The 19,882-nt window shown below is 66.9% G+C and carries 18 protein-coding genes; 12 read left to right on the forward strand and 6 right to left on the reverse strand.

Going from position 1 to position 19,882, the window contains the following annotated elements; all coding sequences use genetic code 11:
* Window positions 1-107 precede the first annotated feature (107 nt).
* The 7 genes from ACVMB0_RS11780 to ACVMB0_RS11810 all read left to right on the forward strand — a co-directional run bounded on the left by ACVMB0_RS11780 (window position 108) and on the right by ACVMB0_RS11810 (window position 6,585).
* On the forward strand, window positions 108-1,121 hold the full coding sequence (locus ACVMB0_RS11780) for an ABC transporter permease (protein WP_461346327.1): 1,014 nt from the start codon (window positions 108-110) through the stop codon (window positions 1,119-1,121).
* A 3-nt stretch (window positions 1,122-1,124) separates the two neighbouring features.
* Window positions 1,125-2,024 carry an ABC transporter permease gene (locus tag ACVMB0_RS11785; RefSeq protein ID WP_456750785.1) on the forward strand — a complete coding sequence of 300 codons (900 nt, stop codon included), beginning with the start codon at window positions 1,125-1,127 and terminating at the stop codon, window positions 2,022-2,024.
* 94 nt (window positions 2,025-2,118) lie between these two features.
* Entirely contained in the window at window positions 2,119-3,840 is a 1,722-nt protein-coding gene (locus ACVMB0_RS11790) for a dipeptide ABC transporter ATP-binding protein (protein WP_456750784.1), read from the forward strand.
* Window positions 3,841-3,859: 19 nt separating this feature from the next.
* Window positions 3,860-4,039, forward strand: coding sequence for a DUF4089 domain-containing protein (locus ACVMB0_RS11795; RefSeq protein WP_461346328.1), 180 nt, complete (start codon window positions 3,860-3,862; stop codon window positions 4,037-4,039).
* A gap of 7 nt (window positions 4,040-4,046) precedes the next feature.
* A complete protein-coding gene (locus ACVMB0_RS11800) occupies window positions 4,047-5,444 on the forward strand; it encodes an AtzE family amidohydrolase (RefSeq protein ID WP_461346329.1) in 1,398 nt (465 codons plus the stop codon).
* Between the two features lie 2 nt (window positions 5,445-5,446).
* Window positions 5,447-5,839, forward strand: a complete 393-nt coding sequence (gene hpxZ, locus ACVMB0_RS11805) for an oxalurate catabolism protein HpxZ (RefSeq protein WP_461346330.1) — start codon at window positions 5,447-5,449, stop codon at window positions 5,837-5,839.
* 17 nt (window positions 5,840-5,856) lie between these two features.
* Window positions 5,857-6,585: a GntR family transcriptional regulator gene (locus tag ACVMB0_RS11810; RefSeq protein WP_456750781.1), complete on the forward strand. Its 729-nt coding sequence runs from the start codon at window positions 5,857-5,859 to the stop codon at window positions 6,583-6,585.
* A 59-nt stretch (window positions 6,586-6,644) separates the two neighbouring features.
* Here the strand turns inward: ACVMB0_RS11810 and atzF are convergent, their stop codons facing one another.
* On the reverse strand, window positions 6,645-8,432 hold the full coding sequence (gene atzF, locus ACVMB0_RS11815) for an allophanate hydrolase (protein WP_461346331.1): 1,788 nt from the start codon (window positions 8,430-8,432) through the stop codon (window positions 6,645-6,647).
* A gap of 213 nt (window positions 8,433-8,645) precedes the next feature.
* Entirely contained in the window at window positions 8,646-9,161 is a 516-nt protein-coding gene (locus ACVMB0_RS11820; protein WP_461346332.1) for a MarR family winged helix-turn-helix transcriptional regulator, read from the reverse strand.
* A gap of 154 nt (window positions 9,162-9,315) precedes the next feature.
* Here ACVMB0_RS11820 and ACVMB0_RS11825 point away from each other — a divergent pair, with 154 nt between their 5' ends.
* Entirely contained in the window at window positions 9,316-11,178 is a 1,863-nt protein-coding gene (locus tag ACVMB0_RS11825) for a feruloyl-CoA synthase (RefSeq protein ID WP_461346333.1), read from the forward strand.
* A gap of 260 nt (window positions 11,179-11,438) precedes the next feature.
* Here ACVMB0_RS11825 and ACVMB0_RS11830 read toward each other — a convergent pair whose 3' ends face one another.
* Window positions 11,439-11,963, reverse strand: coding sequence for a MarR family winged helix-turn-helix transcriptional regulator (locus ACVMB0_RS11830; protein ID WP_461346334.1), 525 nt, complete (start codon window positions 11,961-11,963; stop codon window positions 11,439-11,441).
* A gap of 82 nt (window positions 11,964-12,045) precedes the next feature.
* Here ACVMB0_RS11830 and ACVMB0_RS11835 point away from each other — a divergent pair, with 82 nt between their 5' ends.
* Together ACVMB0_RS11835 and ACVMB0_RS11840 are read left to right on the forward strand one after the other, a co-directional pair.
* Window positions 12,046-13,248, forward strand: a complete 1,203-nt coding sequence (locus tag ACVMB0_RS11835) for a cytochrome P450 (RefSeq protein WP_461346335.1) — start codon at window positions 12,046-12,048, stop codon at window positions 13,246-13,248.
* 55 nt (window positions 13,249-13,303) lie between these two features.
* Window positions 13,304-14,530 carry an ABC transporter substrate-binding protein gene (locus ACVMB0_RS11840; protein ID WP_461346336.1) on the forward strand — a complete coding sequence of 409 codons (1,227 nt, stop codon included), beginning with the start codon at window positions 13,304-13,306 and terminating at the stop codon, window positions 14,528-14,530.
* A gap of 250 nt (window positions 14,531-14,780) precedes the next feature.
* Here ACVMB0_RS11840 and ACVMB0_RS11845 read toward each other — a convergent pair whose 3' ends face one another.
* Window positions 14,781-16,055, reverse strand: coding sequence for an NAD(P)/FAD-dependent oxidoreductase (locus tag ACVMB0_RS11845; protein ID WP_461346337.1), 1,275 nt, complete (start codon window positions 16,053-16,055; stop codon window positions 14,781-14,783).
* 115 nt (window positions 16,056-16,170) lie between these two features.
* Window positions 16,171-17,577 carry a DHA2 family efflux MFS transporter permease subunit gene (locus ACVMB0_RS11850; protein ID WP_461346338.1) on the reverse strand — a complete coding sequence of 469 codons (1,407 nt, stop codon included), beginning with the start codon at window positions 17,575-17,577 and terminating at the stop codon, window positions 16,171-16,173.
* A gap of 180 nt (window positions 17,578-17,757) precedes the next feature.
* Between ACVMB0_RS11850 and ACVMB0_RS11855 the strand changes: the two genes are divergently transcribed.
* Window positions 17,758-18,066 carry a hypothetical protein gene (locus ACVMB0_RS11855; RefSeq protein ID WP_095731156.1) on the forward strand — a complete coding sequence of 103 codons (309 nt, stop codon included), beginning with the start codon at window positions 17,758-17,760 and terminating at the stop codon, window positions 18,064-18,066.
* Between the two features lie 35 nt (window positions 18,067-18,101).
* Window positions 18,102-18,998 carry a sigma-70 family RNA polymerase sigma factor gene (locus tag ACVMB0_RS11860; RefSeq protein WP_461346339.1) on the forward strand — a complete coding sequence of 299 codons (897 nt, stop codon included), beginning with the start codon at window positions 18,102-18,104 and terminating at the stop codon, window positions 18,996-18,998.
* Window positions 18,999-19,103: 105 nt separating this feature from the next.
* Here ACVMB0_RS11860 and ACVMB0_RS11865 read toward each other — a convergent pair whose 3' ends face one another.
* A complete protein-coding gene (locus ACVMB0_RS11865) occupies window positions 19,104-19,835 on the reverse strand; it encodes a DUF805 domain-containing protein (RefSeq protein ID WP_461346340.1) in 732 nt (243 codons plus the stop codon).
* Between the last annotated feature and the right edge of the window lie 47 nt (window positions 19,836-19,882).

Genomic DNA, 19,882 nt, shown 5'->3' on the forward strand with positions numbered 1-19,882 from the left:
CGAGTAGCGAGTAGCGAGTAGCGAATAGGGAGCATGGCAATGACTGTTAGTCGCGGGCGTCCATTCGCCATTCGCTATTCGCCATTCGCACGTGCGGAGAGCGTCTCATGCTGACCATGATCGGCAAGCGGCTGCTGTTTGCGATCCCGTCGCTGATCGGGGTGGTGATCGTGACGTTCCTGCTGACGCGTGCGCTGCCGGGTGATCCGGCGGCGTATTTTGCCGGGCCTGCGGCGACCAAGGAGGCGGTCGACCAGATCAGGAAGAAGCTCGGCTTCGACAAGCCGCTGATCGAGCAGTTCGTCCGCTACAGCAACGATCTCGCCCATGGCGATCTCGGCACGTCGCTGACCACGGGGCAGCCGGTCGCGGCCGAATTGCGCAACCGTCTGCCGGCGTCGGCGGAGCTGACGCTGCTCGGCCTCGTCGTCTCGATCGTGATCGCGATCCCGCTCGGCGTGCTGGCGGCGACGCGGCCGGGCTCCTGGATCGATCATCTCTGCCGCGTCACCACCACGGCCGGCGTCTCGCTGCCGGTGTTCTTCACCGGGCTGGTGCTGGTCTATGTGTTCTATTTCCGGCTCGGCTGGGCGCCGGCGCCGCTCGGCCGGCTCGACGTGTTCTACAGCGCGCCGCCGACCGTCACCGGCTTCTATCTGATCGACACGCTGTTCGCGCGCGACGTCGAGGCTTTTCGTTCTGCGTTCAGCCAGCTGATCCTGCCGGCGGTGACGCTTGCGATTTTCTCGCTGGCGCCGATCGCGCGCATGACGCGGGCCTCGATGCTGGCGGTGCTGGCGTCGGATTTCGTCCGCACCGCACGCGCCAGTGGCCTGTCGCCCGGCAAGGTGATCGTCACCTACGCGTTCCGCAACGCGATGCTGCCTGTGATCACCACGCTCAGCATGGTGTTCTCGTTCCTGCTCGGGGCCAACGTGCTGGTCGAGAAGGTGTTCGCCTGGCCCGGCATCGGCTCCTACGCGGTGGAGGCGCTGATCGCGTCCGACTTCGCGCCGGTGCAGGGTTTCGTGCTGACCATGGCGGTCATGTACGTGGCTCTCAATCTACTGATCGACATCCTCTACGGCGTGATCGATCCGCGCGTCAGGCTGGAAGGGTAGAGCATGAGCACCGTTGCGCCGACCGTCGAACCCGCAGGTCCCGCCCGCACGTCCGGCCTCGCCGCGGTGCTGGAGCAGACCCGTTACGTGCTGGGCGAGAACAAGGTCACCGGCTTTGCCTTCGCGCTGCTGATCCTGATCCTGTTCGCGGCGCTGTTCGGGCCTTACGTCGTGCCGTACGACCCGCTCGCCTCGGATACTGCGGCCGCATTGAAGCCGCCGTCGGCCGCGCACTGGTTCGGCACCGATCAGCTCGGTCGCGACATCTTCAGCCGCGTCATCGTGGCGACACGGCTCGACACCTTCATTGCGGTCGCCTCCGTCGTGCTGGTGTTCCTGATGGGCGGGCTCGCCGGCATCGCCGCCGGCTATTTCGGCGGCTGGACCGATCGCATCGTCGGCCGCATCGCCGACACCATCATGGCGTTCCCGCTGTTCGTGCTGGCGATGGGCATCGTCGCCGCGCTCGGCAACACCGTGCAGAACATCATCATCGCGACGGCGATCGTGAATTTTCCGCTCTATGCCCGCGTTGCGCGCGCCGAAGCCAACGTCCGCCGCAACGCCGGCTTCGTGCAGGCCGCGCGGCTCTCCGGCAATGGCGAGTACCGCATCCTGCTCGGGCACATCCTGCCGAACATCATGCCGATCATGATCGTGCAGATGTCGCTGACCATGGGATATGCGATCCTCAACGCCGCGGGCCTGTCCTTCATCGGCCTCGGCGTCCGGCCGCCGACCGCGGAATGGGGCATCATGGTCGCCGAGGGCGCCGGTTTCATGGTCTCGGGCGAATGGTGGATCGCGCTCTTCCCCGGCCTTGCGCTGATGATCGCGGTGTTCTGCTTCAACCTGCTCGGCGACGGCCTGCGCGACATCGTCGACCCGCAGCGGAGGACGTGATGACGGTCTCGTTAGGGTGTCAAGATACCGCTCAACGCCTTTGCATGGGGTTGTTTTGCGGCTTTTTGGATGACGCCTCGCATGAGGGGCGAAGATGACCTCCCAACCGCTGCTCGACGTCCAGGACCTCACCGTCGAATTCACCACCCGCCGCGGCATCGTCAAGGCGGTGCAGCACGTCAATATCTCGGTGGCCAAGGGCGAGACCGTCGGCATCGTCGGCGAGTCCGGCTCCGGCAAATCGGTGACCTCATACGCGGTGATGCGGATTCTCGACCGCGCCGGCCGCATCGCCGATGGCTCGGTGATGTTCTCCGGCATCGACGTCAAGGCCGCGACCGAAAGCCAGATGCGCGATCTGCGCGGCCGCGAAGTCTCGATGATCTTCCAGAATCCGCGCGCGGCCCTCAATCCGATCCGCAAGGTCGGTCACCAGATCGAGGACGTGCTGCGCCAGCATGTGCAGCAGGCTGTTGTCACCGATCGCGGCGAGACCGCGATCGAGGCGCTGGAGCAGGTCAAGATCGCGCGACCGCGCGAGCGCTATCACGCCTATCCGTTCGAATTGTCCGGCGGCATGTGCCAGCGCGTCGTCATCGCGCTGGCGCTGGCCTGCAACCCGCAGCTTCTGATCGCCGACGAGCCGACCACCGGCCTCGACGTCACCACCCAGAAGGCGGTGATGGATCTGATCGTCGAGCTGACCAAGCGCCGTGCGATGTCGACCATCCTGATCACGCATGACCTCGGCCTTGCCGCCGCCTATTGCGACCGCGTCGTGGTGATGGAGAAGGGCCGGGTGGTCGAGACCGCGAAATCGGCCGACATCTTCGCCGCGCCCCAGCACGATTACACGAAGAAACTGATGCGCGCGACGCCGCGACTTGGGGTGTCGCTGAGGGATTTGCTGCCGGAGGACGCTGAGGCGACGCCCACAGCTGCCACCACTACCGCTGCGACCGCGCCTGCGAAGAGTGGGGAGCCTCTCCTGTCAGTGGAAAAGCTCGTCAAGGAATATCCCCGTCAGGGCGCCGGCTCGGTGCTGACAAAACTGTTCGGCCGCAAGCCGCCGGTCGAGGAGGAGATCTTCCGCGCCGTCGACGGCATCAGCTTCCAGGTTGACCATGGCGAGAGCGTCGGCCTGGTCGGCGAATCCGGCTGCGGCAAGTCGACGACGTCGATGATGGTGATGCGCCTCCTCGACCAGACCTCCGGCCGCATCGTGTTCGACGGCGAGGACATCGGCGGCATCCTGCCGCAGTCCTTCGCGCGGCTGCCGCAGCGCAGCCAGATCCAGATGGTGTTCCAGGACCCGACCGACAGCCTCAACCCGCGCTTCACCGCGGCGCGCGCGATCGCGGACCCGATCATGCAGCTCGGCGACATCAAGGGGCGCGACGCGCTGCGTGACCGCTGCGAGGAGCTGGCGCGGCTGGTCGGCTTGCCGGTCAATCTGTTGGATCGCTTTCCGCATCAGCTCTCCGGCGGCCAGAAGGCCCGCGTCGGCATCGCGCGCGCGATCGCGCTGCACCCGAAGCTCGTGATCCTCGACGAGCCGACCGCGGCGCTGGACGTCTCGGTGCAGGCGGTGGTGCTCAATCTGCTGCAGGACCTCAAGCAGTCGATGGGCATGAGCTATCTGTTCGTGTCGCACGATCTCAACGTGGTGCGCCTGCTGTGTGATCGCGTCATCGTGATGCGCGCCGGCCGCATCGTCGAGCAGGGCACGTCCGAACACGTCTTGGGCAATCCGCAGGATGCCTATACAAGGGAATTGCTGACGGCGATCCCGCATCCGCCGTTGCCGGTGTCCTGAGAAACCCATTGGAAGCGAAATGGCCGATCATCTCGACGACTACATGAACGCGGTTGCCCGCGCGATGGGGCTGCCGCTGGAAGACGCCTGGCGGCCCGCGGTGCGTGCCAATCTCGAGGTCTCGCTGCGGCTGGCGAAGCTGGTCGACGAGTTCCCGCTGTCGGATGACGTCGTCTCGGCCGCCGTCTATTCGACCTGAGATCGCGATGTCCGAAACTCCCGCTTTCATGTCGGCTGCCGAGATCGCGCAGGCCGTCTCAAACCGCAAGCTCACCGCCCTCTCCGCGACCGAGGCTGCGCTCGCGCGCATCGCGGCGCATGACAAGGTGCTCAACTCCTTCACCGACATCACCGCCGAGCGCGCACGCGCCAAGGCGAAGGCGATCGATGCCGCGATTGCGGCGGGCCAACCGGTCGGCCCGCTCGCCGGCGTGCCGTTCGCGGTCAAGAACCTGTTCGACGTGCAGGGCCTCTCGACCCGCGCCGGCTCCAAGATCAACCGCGACCTGCCGCCGTCGCCGCGCGACGCCACGCTGATCGAGCGGATGGAGGCGGCCGGCGCCGTACTGGTCGGCGCGCTCAACATGGGCGAATACGCCTACGACTTCACCGGCGAGAACGTGCATGACGGTCCGTCGCGCAATCCGCACGATCCGACGCGGATGACCGGCGGCTCCTCGGGCGGCTCGGGCAGCGCCGTCGGCGGCGCGCTGGTGCCGATTGCACTCGGCTCCGACACCAACGGCTCGATCCGGGTGCCGTCGTCGTTCTGCGGCACCTTCGGCCTGAAGCCGACCTATGGAAGGCTGTCGCGCGCGCGTTCCTATCCGTTCGTTGCGAGCCTCGATCATCTCGGTCCGCTGGCGCGCAACGTGAAGGATCTCGCGCTGGCCTATGACGCGATGCAGGGACCTGACGCCGACGATCCGGCCTGCATCGTGCAGTCGGTCGAGCCGACCGTGCCGTTGCTGGCCAATGATGTCCGCGGGCTGCGGATCGCGATCGCCGGCGGCTATTTCCAGCAGAACCTGTTTCCGGAGGCGGCCGAAGCGGTCGCCCGCGTCGCCAAGGCGCTCGGTGCCACGCGGATCGTCGAATTGCCGGAAGCCGCGCGCGCCCGCGCTGCGGCCTACATTATCACCACGACCGAGGGCGCCGCGCTGCATCTCGACCGGCTGCGCAAGCGTCCGAACGATTTCGATCCGGCGGTGCGCGATCGCTTCATTGCGGGCGCGATGGTACCCGCGGTCTATGTCGACAGGGCGCAGAAATTCCGCCGCTGGTTCCGCGCCAGGATGCTGGAGCTGTTCCAGTCGGTCGACGTGATCCTGGCGCCGGCGACGCCGTGCACCGCGCCGAAGCTCGGTCAGGTCAATTTCACGCTCGACGGCGTCGAGCTTCCGGTGCGCGCCAATATCGGCATCCACACCCAGCCGATCTCCTTCATCGGCCTGCCTGTGGTGGCCGTGCCGGTGCCGCTCGAACCGTTGCCGATCGGGGTGCAGATCATCGCCGCGCCCTGGCGCGAGGACATCGCGCTGCGGGTCGCCTATGCGCTGGAACAGATGGGCGTTGCCGCGGCTCCGGCGCCGAGAGGGCTCTGATTATGGACATCGATCTTCCCGACGTGGTCGCCGAGGTCACCGCGCAGTTCCAGCGTTACGAGGCGGCGCTGGTGTCGAACGACGTCGCCGTGCTGGACGAGCTGTTCCGCAACGACAGCCGCACGCTGCGTTACGGCATCGGCGAGAACCTCTATGGCTACGCCGAGATCATGGCGTTCCGCGCCGGGCGCTCGCCGGTCGGCCTGATGCGCAGGATCGACCGCACCGTGATCACGGCCTATGGCCGCGACACCGCGATCGCCTCGACGCTGTTCTATCGGGACAGCACTCCGGGTAGGGTGGGACGGCAGATGCAGACGTGGATTCGCTTCCCTGAGGGCTGGAGAATCGTCGCGGCCCATGTCAGCGTCATCGACGAGCCCAAAGGCGTTTGAACACGAGCGCTTGAACCATGAGCCTGGACGATCTTCCGACCCGCGCGCAGCAAGCCGAGGCCGAGCCGCTGGTGCCGCGCGTCGATCGCCCGTCGTCGCTGGTCGACAAGATCACCCGCGCCGAGGAGTTGCGCCTGCAACTCGCCGACGAGATCGTGCGCGGCACGCTGCCGCCCGGGGCGGCTCTCGACGAGACCGACCTTGCGCGCCGGTTCAACGTGTCGCGCACCCCGGTGCGCGAGGCGCTGCGGCAGCTCGCCGCCAGCGGCTTGATCGATGCCCGCGCGCACCGTGGCGCGGTGGTGGCGCGGCCCTCGCTGGAGCGGCTCACCGGCATGTTCGAGGCGATGGCCGAGCTGGAAGCGCTCTGCGCCGGCCTTGCCGCCGAGCGGATGATTCCGGCCGAGCGTCACGCGCTGGAGGCGGTCCATGAGGAATTGCGGGTGTTGAGCTACACCGGCAATCCCGAGCGCTTCCACGAGGTCAATGAGCGCTTCCACAACGCGATCTATGCCGGTTCGCAGAACGCCTATATCGCCGAGATCACGCTGGCGACGCGGGTGCGGGTGCAGCCGTTCCGCCGCGCCCAGTTCCGCAACCTCGGGCGTTTGGCGAAGTCGCACGCCGAGCACGACCGGGTCGTCGTCGCCATCCTGCGCGGCGACAAGCAAGGTGCCGCCGCTGCGATGCGCGCCCATATCGAGCAGGTGCGCGGGGAGTACGAGACCTATGCGGTGTCGGTGTAGCCGCTCTCGTCATTCCCCGGTGCGCAATTGCGCACCGGGGAATGACGATGGGGAGGCAGCTACCCTTTCGCCCGCTCCGCCATGAACGCCCGCCAGCCGCCGTAGCCCGAGATATCCGTCGCGCCGGTGACCGCGGCGGGCTCGACGATGAAGCCTTTGGCCTCGCGCCCGTCGGCGAGCCTGATGGTGCCGATCGACAGCGGCGGCGGGATCGCGGCGACGAATGTGCCGAACGCGGCCGGCGACATCGCCCACAGTTCGAGCTTGATCGCGTGGCCCGCGCCGGCCGCGACACGCAGCATGCCGGGCTTCGGCGGCGCGGTGTCGAGCGCGTAGAGCTTGTAGTCCGCCGCGGTGACGGTCTCTTCCTGCAGGCGCGCATCGAGCGTCGTCAGTTCGTGGTTCAGCGCCATGCCGGACAGATGCGCGCCGACCACCGCGATCGTGATCTCGTTTGGCGTGGCCTGCGCGGGCACGGCGGCGAGCGGCGGGTGCGGCAGCGCCTTGGCGCTGATGGCAAGCTTGGTGTCGGCGTGGAACACGCGGCCGATGCCGGCGAGCGCGGCGTCGCGGCCGGCCGGCGCCAGCAGCGTGATGCCGAACGGCGCGCCGTCGGTCCGCATCGCCGCCGGCAGCGCCAGGCCGCAGAGATCGAGCAAATTGACGAAATTGGTGTAGGTGCCGAGCCGCGAATTCAGCTCGATCGGATTGGCCAGCACGTCGGCGGTGGAATAGACCGTCGGTGCGGTCGGCAGCACGATGGCGTCGCACTCCGCGAAAGTGCGCGCGGCGACGCGGCGCAGCGCCTGGAGACGATACAGCGCCGAGAACGTATCGGCCGCGGTGAGCCGCGCGCCGCCGATCGTGATCTCGCGTGTCACCGGATGGATCGCGTCCGGCGCCGACGCCAGGAGGTCGCGGATCACCAGATAGCGCTCGGCGACCCAGGGGCCCTCATAGAGCAGCCGCGCGGTCTCATAGAACGGCTCGAGATCGAATTCGACGAGTTCGGCGCCGAGCGACTGCCAGCGCGTCAACGCCTCGCCATACGCTGTCTCCGCTTTGCGGTCGCCGAAGAAGATCAGCTGGCCGCTGCTGGGAATACCGAGCTTCGGCTTCGCCGGGAATGTCGCGAGCGGCGCCAGCGGCCGGTCGCGCGAGTACGGATCGGCATCATCCGGCCCGGCCATCACCGCGAGCGCGGCCAGCGCATCGTCGACGGTGAGCGAGAACACCGAGATGCAGTCGAGCGTGCGGCAGGCCGGCACCAGCCCGGTGTTCGGGATCAACCCGAGGCTCGGCTTGAGGCCGACGATGTTGTTGAGCATCGCCGGCACGCGGCCGCTGCCCGCGGTGTCGGTGCCGAGCGACAGCGGCACCAGGCCCGCGGACACCGCGACCGCGGAGCCCGAACTCGATCCACCCGGCACCAGGTCGCCACGCACCGGATTTTTGGGAATGCCATAGGGCGAGCGCACGCCGACCAGGCCGGTCGCGAACTGGTCGAGATTGGTCTTGCCGATGATGATCGCGCCGGCCGCGCGCAGCCGCGCGACCGCGGTGGAATCCCGTGCCGGCGTGTAAGCGAAAGCCGGGCAGGCTGCGGTGGTCGGCAGGCCCGCGACGTCGATATTGTCCTTCACCGCGACCGGCACGCCATAAAGCGGCAGCGTCGGATCGGTGAGCCGCGCGGCCTCGGCGAGTGCGTCCTGCTCGTCGCGCAGACTGATGAAGATGGCGGGGTCGTTATGCGCGCGGATGCGCTGGTAGCTCCGCGCCACGGTTTGCGCCGGCGTCATGCTCCCGGCGCGGTGTGCGGCAACGATCGCGGCGACAGTTTCAGTCACGTGGTTGGCCTCGTCTCTGGTGCGGCACCGCCGCGAGGGAATTGCAGCCTGATCGAAGCAAGCAATGTGCCATTGTGTACAATTCATCGGCGCCCACCGCGCGACGGATTATCATACAATATCAGTCGCTTGAAATAGTCGCCGAGAACTGCCGCGGATCGGCCGGTGAGTGCGATTGCCCATTTCTTGGGCTGATACCGCCAAGCCGCAAGATCAGGTGAAGCAGGCGAGGATCCGCAGCAGCTGCTCGCGATTCTCTTTGCCGATCTTCTCGGCGACATGCCGCTCATGCTCGGCGGCGAGCCGCTTGAATTGCGCCAGCGCGGTCTTGCCGCGCGCGGTCAGATGCAGCGCATGGGAGCGACGGTCGGTGGCGGACGGGATGCGGCTGACGAAGTCGCGCTCCTCCAGGCTGTCGAGCAGATGCACCAGCCGCGCGCGCTCGATCCCGAGCCGCTTGGCGACCGCCATCTGGCTCAGGCCCGGATTGGCCCCGATCACGGTCATGACCGAATATTGGGTCGGGCGGATATCGACGGTCGCCAGCGTCTTGATGAAGTCCCGGAAGATCCAGAGCTGGAGGCGCCGCACCGCATAGCCGGCGTGGCCGACCAGTGCGTCGAGGCCGATGTCATCGCCGGCATGCGCCCCGCCATTGATCGCCCGCGCGCGGGGGCGGCGGATTGCCGCTGCTGCCGGCTTGCGCGATGTCTTTTGACGGATTGCCATGACCGCAAGGCTAGCGCGCCTGAGGCGGGAGGGAAAGATTGTTGTTGACGACAACAATTGATGTCCGCAACATTATCGCCAAGAGCCCGGCCGGGACCGCGCCGCCGCACCATCTTGCAGCGCGATCCCGCAAAATGCGGGCGAGGAGGAAACCATGACGATCGCCACTGCCGGCGGTGACAATCCGGACAGCCTGTTCGCGACGCCCGCGATCGTTGCCGTCAGGCGCGACGACGGCAGCATCCTGGTTCGATCCACCACGCCGCTCAAAGACAGCGCCCGCTGCGTCGGCGACTGGCTCGAGCACTGGGCGCGGCAGGCGCCGGACCGCATCTTCCTCGCTGAGCGCGCCAGCACCGAGGTACCCTGGAGCACCGTGAGCTATCGCGACGCGCTCGCCATCGTCCGGCGCGCCGCGTCGTGGATTTTGGCGCAGGGGCTGAGCGCCGAACGGCCGCTCGTCATCCTGTCCGACAACGGTATCGACCACGCATTGTTCGCGCTCGCCGCCCAGCATGTCGGCGTGCCCTCGGCGGCGATCTCGCCGGCCTATTCGCTGATGTCGAAAGACTTCGACAAGCTGAAGGGCATGATCAGCCTGCTCGATCCCGGCGCGATCTATGTCACAGGCATCAAGCCGTTCGCGGCGGCGCTGGCCGCGATCAAGCCGCTGCATCGGGCGATCATCGTCAGCGGCAATCCCGACGATGCCGATGCGCTGGCGTTCCGCACCATCGCGGCGACGCCGCAATCGCCGGAGGTCGCCACGGCGTTCGCGGCGGTGACGCCGGACACGATCGCAAAATTCCTGTTCACCTCGGGCTCGACCGGCACGCCGAAAGCCGTGATCAACACCCAGCGCATGCTGACCTCGAGCCAGCAGGCCAAGGCGCAGACCTGGACGTTCCTGGAGCAGGCCGGCAGCGAGCTCGTGATTCTGGATTGGCTGCCCTGGAGCCACACCTTCGGCGCCAACCACAATTTCAATCTGGTGCTGCGCAACGGCGGCACGCTCTATATCGACGGCGGCAAGCCGGCGCCCGGGCTGTTTTCCGCCTCGCTCGCCAATCTGCGCAGCGTGGTGCCGACGGTCTATTTCAACGTGCCGCGCGGCTTCGACATGCTGATCGCGGCGCTGCGCACCGACGACGAGCTGCGCCGCAAATTCTTCGAGGGCAGCAAATTCGCCTTCTATGCCGGCGCAGCGCTGCCGCAGAATTTGTGGGATGCGCTGGAGGAATTGTCGCTCGCCACCGTCGGCCGCAAGCTGCCGATGGTGTCGGCCTGGGGCTCGACCGAGACTTCGCCGCTTGCGACCGATTGTCACTTCCTCGCCAAACGCTCCGGCAATATCGGCGTGCCGATCCCGGGCACCGAACTCAAGCTGGTGCCGTCGGGTGACAAGCTCGAGGTGCGCGTGCGCGGGCCCAATGTCACACCGGGCTACTGGAAGGCACCCGAGCTGACCGCACAGGCTTTCGACGACGAGGGCTTCTACAAGATCGGCGACGCCGTCACCTTTGCCGATCCCGACCGGCCCGATCTCGGCCTGTTCTTCGACGGCCGGGTGGCGGAGGATTTCAAGCTCAATTCCGGCACCTGGGTCAGCGTCGGCACCTTGCGCGTCGCCGGCATCGCGGCGCTGGCGCCGCTCGCGCAGGACATCGTCGTCGCGGGTCACGGCCGCGACGAGGTGCGCTTCCTGGTGTTCCCGAACCTCGCCGCCTGCCGGTCGCTGGCAGGATTGCCCGAGACCGCCGATGCGCGCGAGGCGATCGGCCACACGGCGGTCCGCTCCGCGATCGGGCAGGGGCTGGCGCGGCTGAAAGCGCAGGGCGGTCATTCCTCCGGCCACGCCACCCGCGCGCTGTTGCTCGCCGAGCCCGCCTCGGTCGACGGCGGCGAGATCACCGACAAGGGCTACATCAACCAGCGCGCCGTGCTGACCCGCCTCGCCGCAGCAGTGGCGGTGCTGGAGGACGACGCTTCGGCCGAGCCGATCACTTGCGCCGGGTGAGACTGTAAGGGAGGCACCAACGGAACGGTTCCTCCCCCCTGACCTGTGGGCGACGTTACAGGTCTCGGCATGGGACCTGACGCCGCACTCGTTCACCTTTATAGTTGCTATAGCAACTAGTCTGTGCGAGTTTTCGCCCCATAGGGACAAGGCCGGCCAACGGCCCCGCGTTTGGGAGGACGATGTTGCGCAGCAGCGCGCGAGCAGCACGCTTTGACGAGCTGATGAATACCGCGGCGGCGCAGGGCCCAGCCGCGCCGTCAGCTCGTGCTCTGCCCGGTCACGGCGCCGAGGTTCTCGTGCAGCCGGCGCAGCAGGTCGATCAGCACCTCGCGCTCGTCCTTCTTCAGGCACGACAGCAGCCGCCGCTCGCGCTCCAGCGCCGCGACGATGACCCTGTCGTGGATGGCGCGGCCGCGCGCGGTCAGGGTGATCGAATGGGTGCGGCCGTCGTCGGGCGCGGTGCGGATCGTCAGCAGGCCGCGCTTCTGCAGCGCCGCGAGGTTGCGGCTGACCGGCCCCTTGTCGAAGCCGATCACCTGGCAGATCCGGGAGGCCGGAATCCCCGGCTCGATCGCCAGTTGCGAGATGATTCGCCACTCGGTGACGTTGACGCCGAAATTCTTCTGGTAAAATGCGGTGGCGCTGTTCGACAGCTTGTTGCCGATGAAGGTGATGAACGCCGGCACATAGCGATTGAGGTCCAGCAGCGGGCCATCGGTGGCATCTGCGGGATCGGCCGGTCTGGGCCGACGGGGCTTTCGGGGGAGGGGCTGACTGCTCATCTCTCAAATCATCGCTGCGAAACCGTTCGGGAGCAAGTGACATGCGGCCCGTGTTGACAAGAACAAACCTCGGGAGGTCCTGATGACTGCAACAGGGGGGACATCCGTCCCGCATCTCGACGTCGATCCGTTCGCGCTCGACTTCTTCGCCGATCCATTCCCGACCCATCAGCGGCTGCGCGAGGCCGGGCCGGTGGTCTATCTCGACAAGTGGAATGTCTATGGCGTGGCGCGCTACGCCGAGGTTCATGCCGTGCTGAACGATCCTGCGACGTTCTGCTCCAGCCGCGGCGTCGGCCTCAGCGACTTCGCCAAGGAGAAGCCGTGGCGGCCGCCGAGCCTGATCCTGGAGGCCGATCCGCCCGCCCACACCCGGACCCGCGCGGTGCTGAGCACCGTGCTGTCGGCGACCGTGATGAAGCAGCTTCGCGGGCAGTTTGCCGCGGCCGCGGAGGCTCGCCTCGATGTGTTGCTGGAGAAGCGCCGGTTCGACGCGATCGCAGACCTTGCCGAAGCCTATCCGCTATCGATCTTCCCGGATGCGCTGGGCTTGCGGCCCGATGGCCGCGAGAATTTGCTGCCCTACGCAAGTTTGGTGTTCAATGCCTTCGGTCCGCCGAACCAGCTCCGCAAGGAGGCGATCGAGCGCTCGGCGCCGCACCAGGCCTATGTTGCCGAGCAGTGCCAGCGCGACAATCTCGCCCCCGGCGGCATCGGCGCCTGCATCCATGCTCATGTCGATAGCGGCGCCATCACCGCGACCGAGGCGCCGCTGTTGGTGCGTTCGCTGCTGTCGGCCGGGCTTGACACCACGGTCAACGGCATCGGCGCCGCCGTCTACTGCCTCGCCCGCTTCCCCGACCAGTTCGAGAGACTGCGCGGCGATCCGACGCTGGCGCGCAACGCGTTCGAGGAAGCCGTGCGGTTCGAAAGTCCGGTGCAGACCTTCTTCCGCACCACGACGCGCGATGTCGAGCTCAGCGGCGAAAGCATTCCCGAAGGCGAGAAGGTGCTGATGTTCCTCGCCGCGGCCAACCGCGATCCGCGCCGTTGGGAAAATCCCGACAGCTATGACATCACGCGCCGCACCTCGGGGCATGTCGGTTACGGGTCGGGCATCCACATGTGCGTCGGCCAGCTCGTCGCCCGTCTCGAGGGCGAGGTGATGATGGCGGCGCTGGCACGCCGTGTCGCCAGCATCGAAATCACGGGCGAGCCGAAGCGGCTTTTCAACAACACGCTGCGCGGGCTGAGCAGCCTGCCGGTCGAGATCACGCCGGCCTGACGGGAAGCCTGAAGCCGGCAACGAGTTAGCTGAGGAGAAACGGGGGATGCGATCGATGACAGGCTTCGGAGTCGGGCGATTGAGAATCGGACTCGCGTTTGCGTTGGCTTGCGCGGCGGGCAGCGCACGCGCGGAAATATCCGACAATGTCGTGCGCGTCGGCGTGCTCAACGACATTTCCGGCATCTTCCAGGACACCAACGGTATGGGCTCGGTGGAGGCCGCGCGGATGGCCGCCGAGGATTTCAACGGCGGGGCTAAGGGCATCAAGGTCGAGATCGTCTATGCCGATCACCAGAACAAGGCGGACGTCGGCTCTGCGATCGCGCGCAAATGGCTCGATGTCGAAGGCGTCGACGCCATCGTCGACGTGCCGAACTCGGCCGTCGGCCTCGCCATCAACACCGTGCTGCGCGATTCCAGGATGACGTTCCTGGCGTCGTCGACCGCGAGCTCCGATCTCACCGGCAAGGCCTGCTCGCCGAACACCATCCAATGGGTCAACGACGCCTGGGCGACCGGCAACACCACGGCGGCCGCGATGATGCAGCGTGGCGGCAAGGACTGGTATTTCGTGACGGTCGACTACGCGCTCGGCAAGGGCATTGAAGCCGAGGCGACCAACTACATCGAGAAGCATGGCGGCAAGGTGCTGGGATCGAGCAAGCATCCGCTCGGCACCTCCGACTTCGCCTCCTTCCTGCTGCAGGCGCAGAATTCGAAAGCGAAGGTGATCGGGCTCGCCAATGCCGGCGGCGACACCATCAATGCGGTGAAGCAGGCAGCCGAGTTCGGCATCCAGGAAGGCGGCCAGACCATGGTGGCGTTCCTGCTGTTCGTCAACGACATCCACGGCATGGGCCTGAAGGTGGCGCAGGGCCTGCAACTGCTGGAAGCCTTCTACTGGGACATGAACGACGACACCCGCGCCTTCGCCAAGCGCTTTGCCGCGCGCCCCGGCATGAACGGTAAGATGCCGAGCGGCAACCAGGCCGGCGTCTATGCGGCGACGCTCGCTTACCTCAATGCGGTGGCTGCCACCGGCAGCGACGACGCCAAACTCGTGGTGCCGCAGATGAAGACCTTCAAGGGCAAGGACAAACTGTTCGGGGACACCACGATCCGCCAGGACGGCCGGGTCATCCACCCGATGTATCTGTTCGAGGTGAAGAAGCCGGACGAGTCGAAATACCCCTACGACTATTACAGACTGATCGCGACCATCCCGGCCGAGCAGGCGTTCCGGCCGCTGGCGGATGGCGGGTGCCCGCTGGTGAAGTAGCATTGGCGTACGGAGCCTGCATTCGGCCACTCACCGCATCAGGCGATGGGGTGAGGCGGCTTGCCATGCAGCTGGTTCTTCCGTCATCCTGAGGAGGCCGCAAAGCGGCCGTCTCGAAGGATCGACGGCCCCGCTGTCGCCGCCAGACGATCAACGTGCGCCGAACGATCGGGGGCCGTGCATACTTCGAGACGCGGCCAAGAGGCCGCTCCTCAGGATGACGGGGTTAGAGTCGCGCACGGAAGCAGGCCTACTGCGCCACTTTGCTGCTGCCTTGGGTGATCAGCCGCGCGGCGCGCTGGTCGCGGGTGTGGATCCAGAGCCAGTTCATCGCGACCGCAATGCGGTTGCGCACGCCGATCAGGAAGTAGATGTGGGCGAGACCCCAGATCCACCATGCCAGCGAGCCGCGCAGCTTGAGCCAGCCGAAATCGATCACCGCCTTCTTCTTGCCGATCTGCGCGAGGCTGCCGGCGTGCTTGTAGCGGAACGGCGGCAGCGTCTTGCCGTCGAGCCGGGCCTTGATCAGGGCTGCGACGTAGCGCCCCTCCTGCTTGGCGGCCGGCGCGATGCCGGGCACCGGATTGCCGTCGGGACCCTTGATGGTGACGGTGTCGCCGACCGCGAAGATGTCGGGATGGCCGGGCACGGTGAGGTCCGGCTCGACCTCAAGCCGGTGGGCGCGATCCGCCGGCGCGTTCAGCCACTCGGCAGCGCGTGAGGCGCGCACGCCGGCGGCCCAGACGATGGTGCGGGCCTCCAGCCGCTTGCCGCCGAACACCACGCCATCGGCCGAGCATTCGGTGACCGGCTGGCCCAGCATCACCTCGACGCCGAGTTTCTCCAGCGACGCCTGCGCATAGGCCGAGAGATCGTCGGGAAATCCAGCCAGCACGCGCGGCCCGGCTTCGATCAGCACCACGCGCGCCTTGCGGGTGTCGATGTGGCGGAAGTCGTGCGGCAGCGTGTCCTTGGCGAGGTCGGCGATGGTGCCGGCCATCTCGACGCCGGTCGGCCCGGCGCCGATGATGACGAAGGTCAGCAGCGCCGCGCGCTTGTCGGGATCGGTCTCGCGCTCGGCGCGCTCGAAGGCGACCAGGATGCGCCGCCTGAGCGTGGTGGCGTCTTCCAGCGTCTTCAGGCCGGGCGCGAACGGTTCCCATTCGTCATGGCCGAAATAGGCGTGGCGCGCGCCGGTGGCGAGGACCAGCGTGTCATAGGGAACGCTGCCGCCGTCATCGAGCTCGACCTGCTTCGCCGCCGCGTCGACACCGCAGACATTGGCGAACAGCGTCGTCACCTCGGGCCGGTCGCGCAGGAGATAGCGGATCGGCCAGGCGATCTCGCTGGTGGCAAGCGACGCGGTCGCGACCTGGTAGAGCAGCGGCTGGAACAGATGGTGGTTGCGGCGGTCGATCAAGGTGATCTCGACCGGCGCGCCGGCGAGGCCGAAGGCCGTTTCCAATCCGCCGAAGCCGGCGCCGACGATCACCACGCGATGAGGTTTGGCCGGCGCTTGCGTCATCTGATGTCGCCCTCGGTTTCGAACGGCTTCGTCGCCTGATTATGTAATCATTCGCAGCCTCATTCCAACATGAAATGCCCGATCGCCCGATAGCAAAAGCCAATCGCCGCAAGCGTCACGCATCCTGCGGCGCGGCCGCGGCGACGACGCGCCGCCGCATCGGCAGGAACAGACCTGCCACGGCACCGACGAATGACAGCGTTGCAGCTAGGCTCATCGCCGCAGCGAAGCCATTGCTGAAATGTCCGGATGAATCGGCCGCGCCATTGGCCGCGAAGCTCGCCACCAGCGCGGCGATGCCGAACATCCCGCCGAGGAAGCGGCCCATGTTGAAGATGCCGGACGCCTTGCCCATCTCGCTGACCGCGACCGCGCTCAGCACCGCATTCTGCGCCGCCGGCATCGCCATCGACACGCCGATTCCCGCGAGCACCAGCGGCGCGACCAGCGCGGAATACGTCACCGTGGGGCTGACGATCTCGCTGATCCAGCCGAGCCCGACCGCCTGCATCAAGAGGCCGGTGACCACAAGGGTGCGCTCGCCGAACCGGTTGACGACGGCGCCGGCAATCGGCGCCGCGATGAACAGCGTCGCGGTCCACGGCAGCAACCGAAGTCCGGCGCCGAAGGCATCGAAGCCGAGCGCGATCTGCAGGAACTGCGGCAGCAGGAACAGCACGCCATACATCGCGGCGTAGAACAGCACGCTCGCCGCCATGCCGGATGCAAATGGCCTGGCCGCGAACAGCCGCATCGGCACCATCGGGCTTGCCGCACGGAGCTCCCACAGCACGAACATGACGGTCAGCGCGACGCCTGCGATCAACGCGCCGGTGACTTCCGCGCTGGCCCATCCGACGCCGTTGCCGCGCAACAGGCCCCAGACCAGTGCCAGCGCCGCGAGCGCGACCAGCGACAGTCCGATGATATCGAGCGGTGCCTTTGGTCCAAAGCTTTCACGCAGGCGCGCGATCACGAGCGCGATCGCGACGAGGCCGATCGGCAGGTTGATCCAGAAGATCCAGCGCCAGCCGAGATGCTCGGTGATGAAGCCGCCGATCGCGGGACCGATGATCAGCGCGCAGCCGGTGATGCCGCTGAAAATGCCGAGCGCGCGGGCGCGCTCTTCGCGGCCGAACGCGCCGCTCAGGATCGCCATCGCCAGCGGCATCACCAGCGCCGCGCCGGCGCCCTGCAAGGCGCGGGCGGCGATCAGTGAACCGGCATTGCCGGCCAGCGCGCAAGCCGCCGATGCCACGACGAACAGGCCGATCCCAGCCGCGAACATCCGGCGCCGCCCAAAGCGGTCGCCGAGCGCAGCACCGGTCAAGAGCAGCACCGCGAAGGTCAAATTGAAGGCGTTGACGGTCCATTGCAGCGTTTCCACCCGGCTGCCGAAATCGGCGCGGATGGTGGCGAAGGCCGTGGTCATGATCATGGCGTCCAGCGCCATCATGAAGGATGCCAGCGCGGTGAGGCCGAGCACCCAGCGCTGTTCGGTACGCTGTTCAGGGGTCTGCATGGGGGGTCTCCGGTGACGTGCCGCAGGCTGCGGCGCGCTTCGCAGGCCAGGACGAACCGAGCCGGGCAAAGGATGCGGAGGAGAATTATTTTTGCCGGGCCGCATCCTTTGGCCGCCCGCGAACGTCCTTGGGTCTGACGCGGCCGGTTCAGGCCGCAGAACCGGGCCAAGGAGGCTGCGATGAGACGGACCCTGATCAGGTACAAGACCAAGCCGGAGCTGGCGGAGAAGAATGCCGCGCTGGTGGCGGCGGTGTTTGCCGAGCTGAAGGCGGCGAGCCCGGACGGCGTGCGCTACATGACGCTGCGGCTGGAGGACGACACCTTCATCCACATGGTCGAAACCGCCGCCGACGACGGCTCGAGCCCGATCCCGAAGCTGGCCGCATTCCAGGCCTTCCAGGACGGCATCCGGGATCGTTGCGCCGAGCCGCCGCTGGTTCGCAGTGCGGTGATTGTCGGCAATTATCGTATGCTGGATGAGCCGTGAACCGGCGAGCAGTGGATCGATCTGGCGGAGCCATCATGACGTCACCACCCCAAGTGCCCGCCGCGACCGACGTCGATGCGCTGCTGGCGGCGATGCGGCCAAGGCTGCATCGCTACTGCGCGCGCATGGTCGGTTCGGTGATCGACGGCGAGGATGTGCTGCAGGACGCGCTGATCAAGGCGATGCAGGCCTTCGCGTCCGCAGCCCCGATCCAGAATCCGCAAGCCTGGCTGTTCCGGATCGCGCACAACACCGCGCTCGATTTCCTCAGGCGGCGCAACCGCCAGGACGCGCTCCACGCTTCGGAGGAGGTGGACATGATGGCCGCAGAGCTCGATGATGTCAGCCGTCGCGAGATCGCGGCAAGCAGCCTGCGCACCTTCATGCGGCTGCCGGTGGCACAGCGCTCCAGCGTGATTCTGATGGACGTACTCGGCTGCTCGTTGCAGGAGGTCTGCGGCATCATGGATTTCAGCCTGCCCGCGGTGAAGGCTGCGCTGCATCGCGGACGCACGCAGCTGCGCGCGTTCGCGAGCGAGCCGGATGACGCGCCGCGGCCCGGCCTGTCGCCGGCCGACCGCACCAGGCTGAACGCCTATGTCAGCCACTTCAACGCCCGCGACTTCGACGCCATCCGCGCCATGATCGCCGACGATATCCGGCTCGAGCTCGTCAACCGGACGCGGCTGAACGGCAGGGCCGAGGTCTCACGCTACTTCGGCAATTATGCCAAGGTCGACGACTGGCACCTGGTGACCGGACAGGTCGAGGGACGTCCGGCGATCCTGGTGTTCGCTCCCGATGCGCGCGACGCGCCGCCGCGATCGTTCATGCTGCTCGACTGGTCGGCCGACAAGGTCGCGACGATCAGGGATTTTCGTCACGCGCCCTACGCGATCGACGGGGCTGAGTGGGCGGTGGATCGCGGCTGATTGCCTTCACCGTCATTGCGAGGAGCGAAGCGACGAAGCGATCCATCGTTCCGCAACGCTGAAGCATGGATTGCTTCGCTTCGCTCGCAATGACGTGTCGTGCCACTACCGCGACTTGCCGCCGAACTCGCCGCCTGCGATCCGCGCCATGCGGCTGCCGGCCGCGGCCGGTGTGTTGTTTCGATCGAACATGCCATCGCTGCCGCTCTCGCGCGGCATGGGCGACGCTTCATCGGCATGGCCGCTGCCCGGCCAGAACGTCAGCACCAGGTTCATCACGCCATTGACGGCGGTGCCGACCACCGTTGCGGTGTGCTGATAGGTCAGCGCATGTTCGGGAAAGCGTCCGGCAATGGCCCGATCGAGCACCATGAGCGCGATCCATGCCGCCATCACGCAGACCGGATCCCATCCGATGTCGCGCACCCGCATCGACTGCAGCATGAAGCAGACGACGAGCATGCCATAGAAGGCAAAGATCAGCGCGGGGCTGCTCGCGGCCTGCGCCAGCAGCACGTCCGTCCGGCCGCTCGCCGGTGCGTTGCCGGTGATGCCGTAGACCAGCAACAGGAAGCCGATGCCGGTCACGAAGCTGCAGAAGAAGAAGGCCAACCGGCCCATCCGGGCATTGAAGCCGAAGATGTAATTGAGCATGTGACGCACCCCTTTGGGAGCAGCCTCGCGCGGCGATGCTTTCCGGACCATGAAGCCCGCCCGCGCCTGCCGGCCTGTGGTTTCCACGTGCTTTACCGGATCGTTAAAGCCTGCTGCACTGGGGGCGCGGGTTGCCGGAATGGAGGCCCGGCCTGCGACAATCGTTGCCGTCGCAACCGGCATTATATTTCTTGCCATGGCCGGTTTGGACGAATTATGGTGCAAGGTGC

This window comes from Bradyrhizobium sp. USDA 4451 (assembly GCF_054822585.1).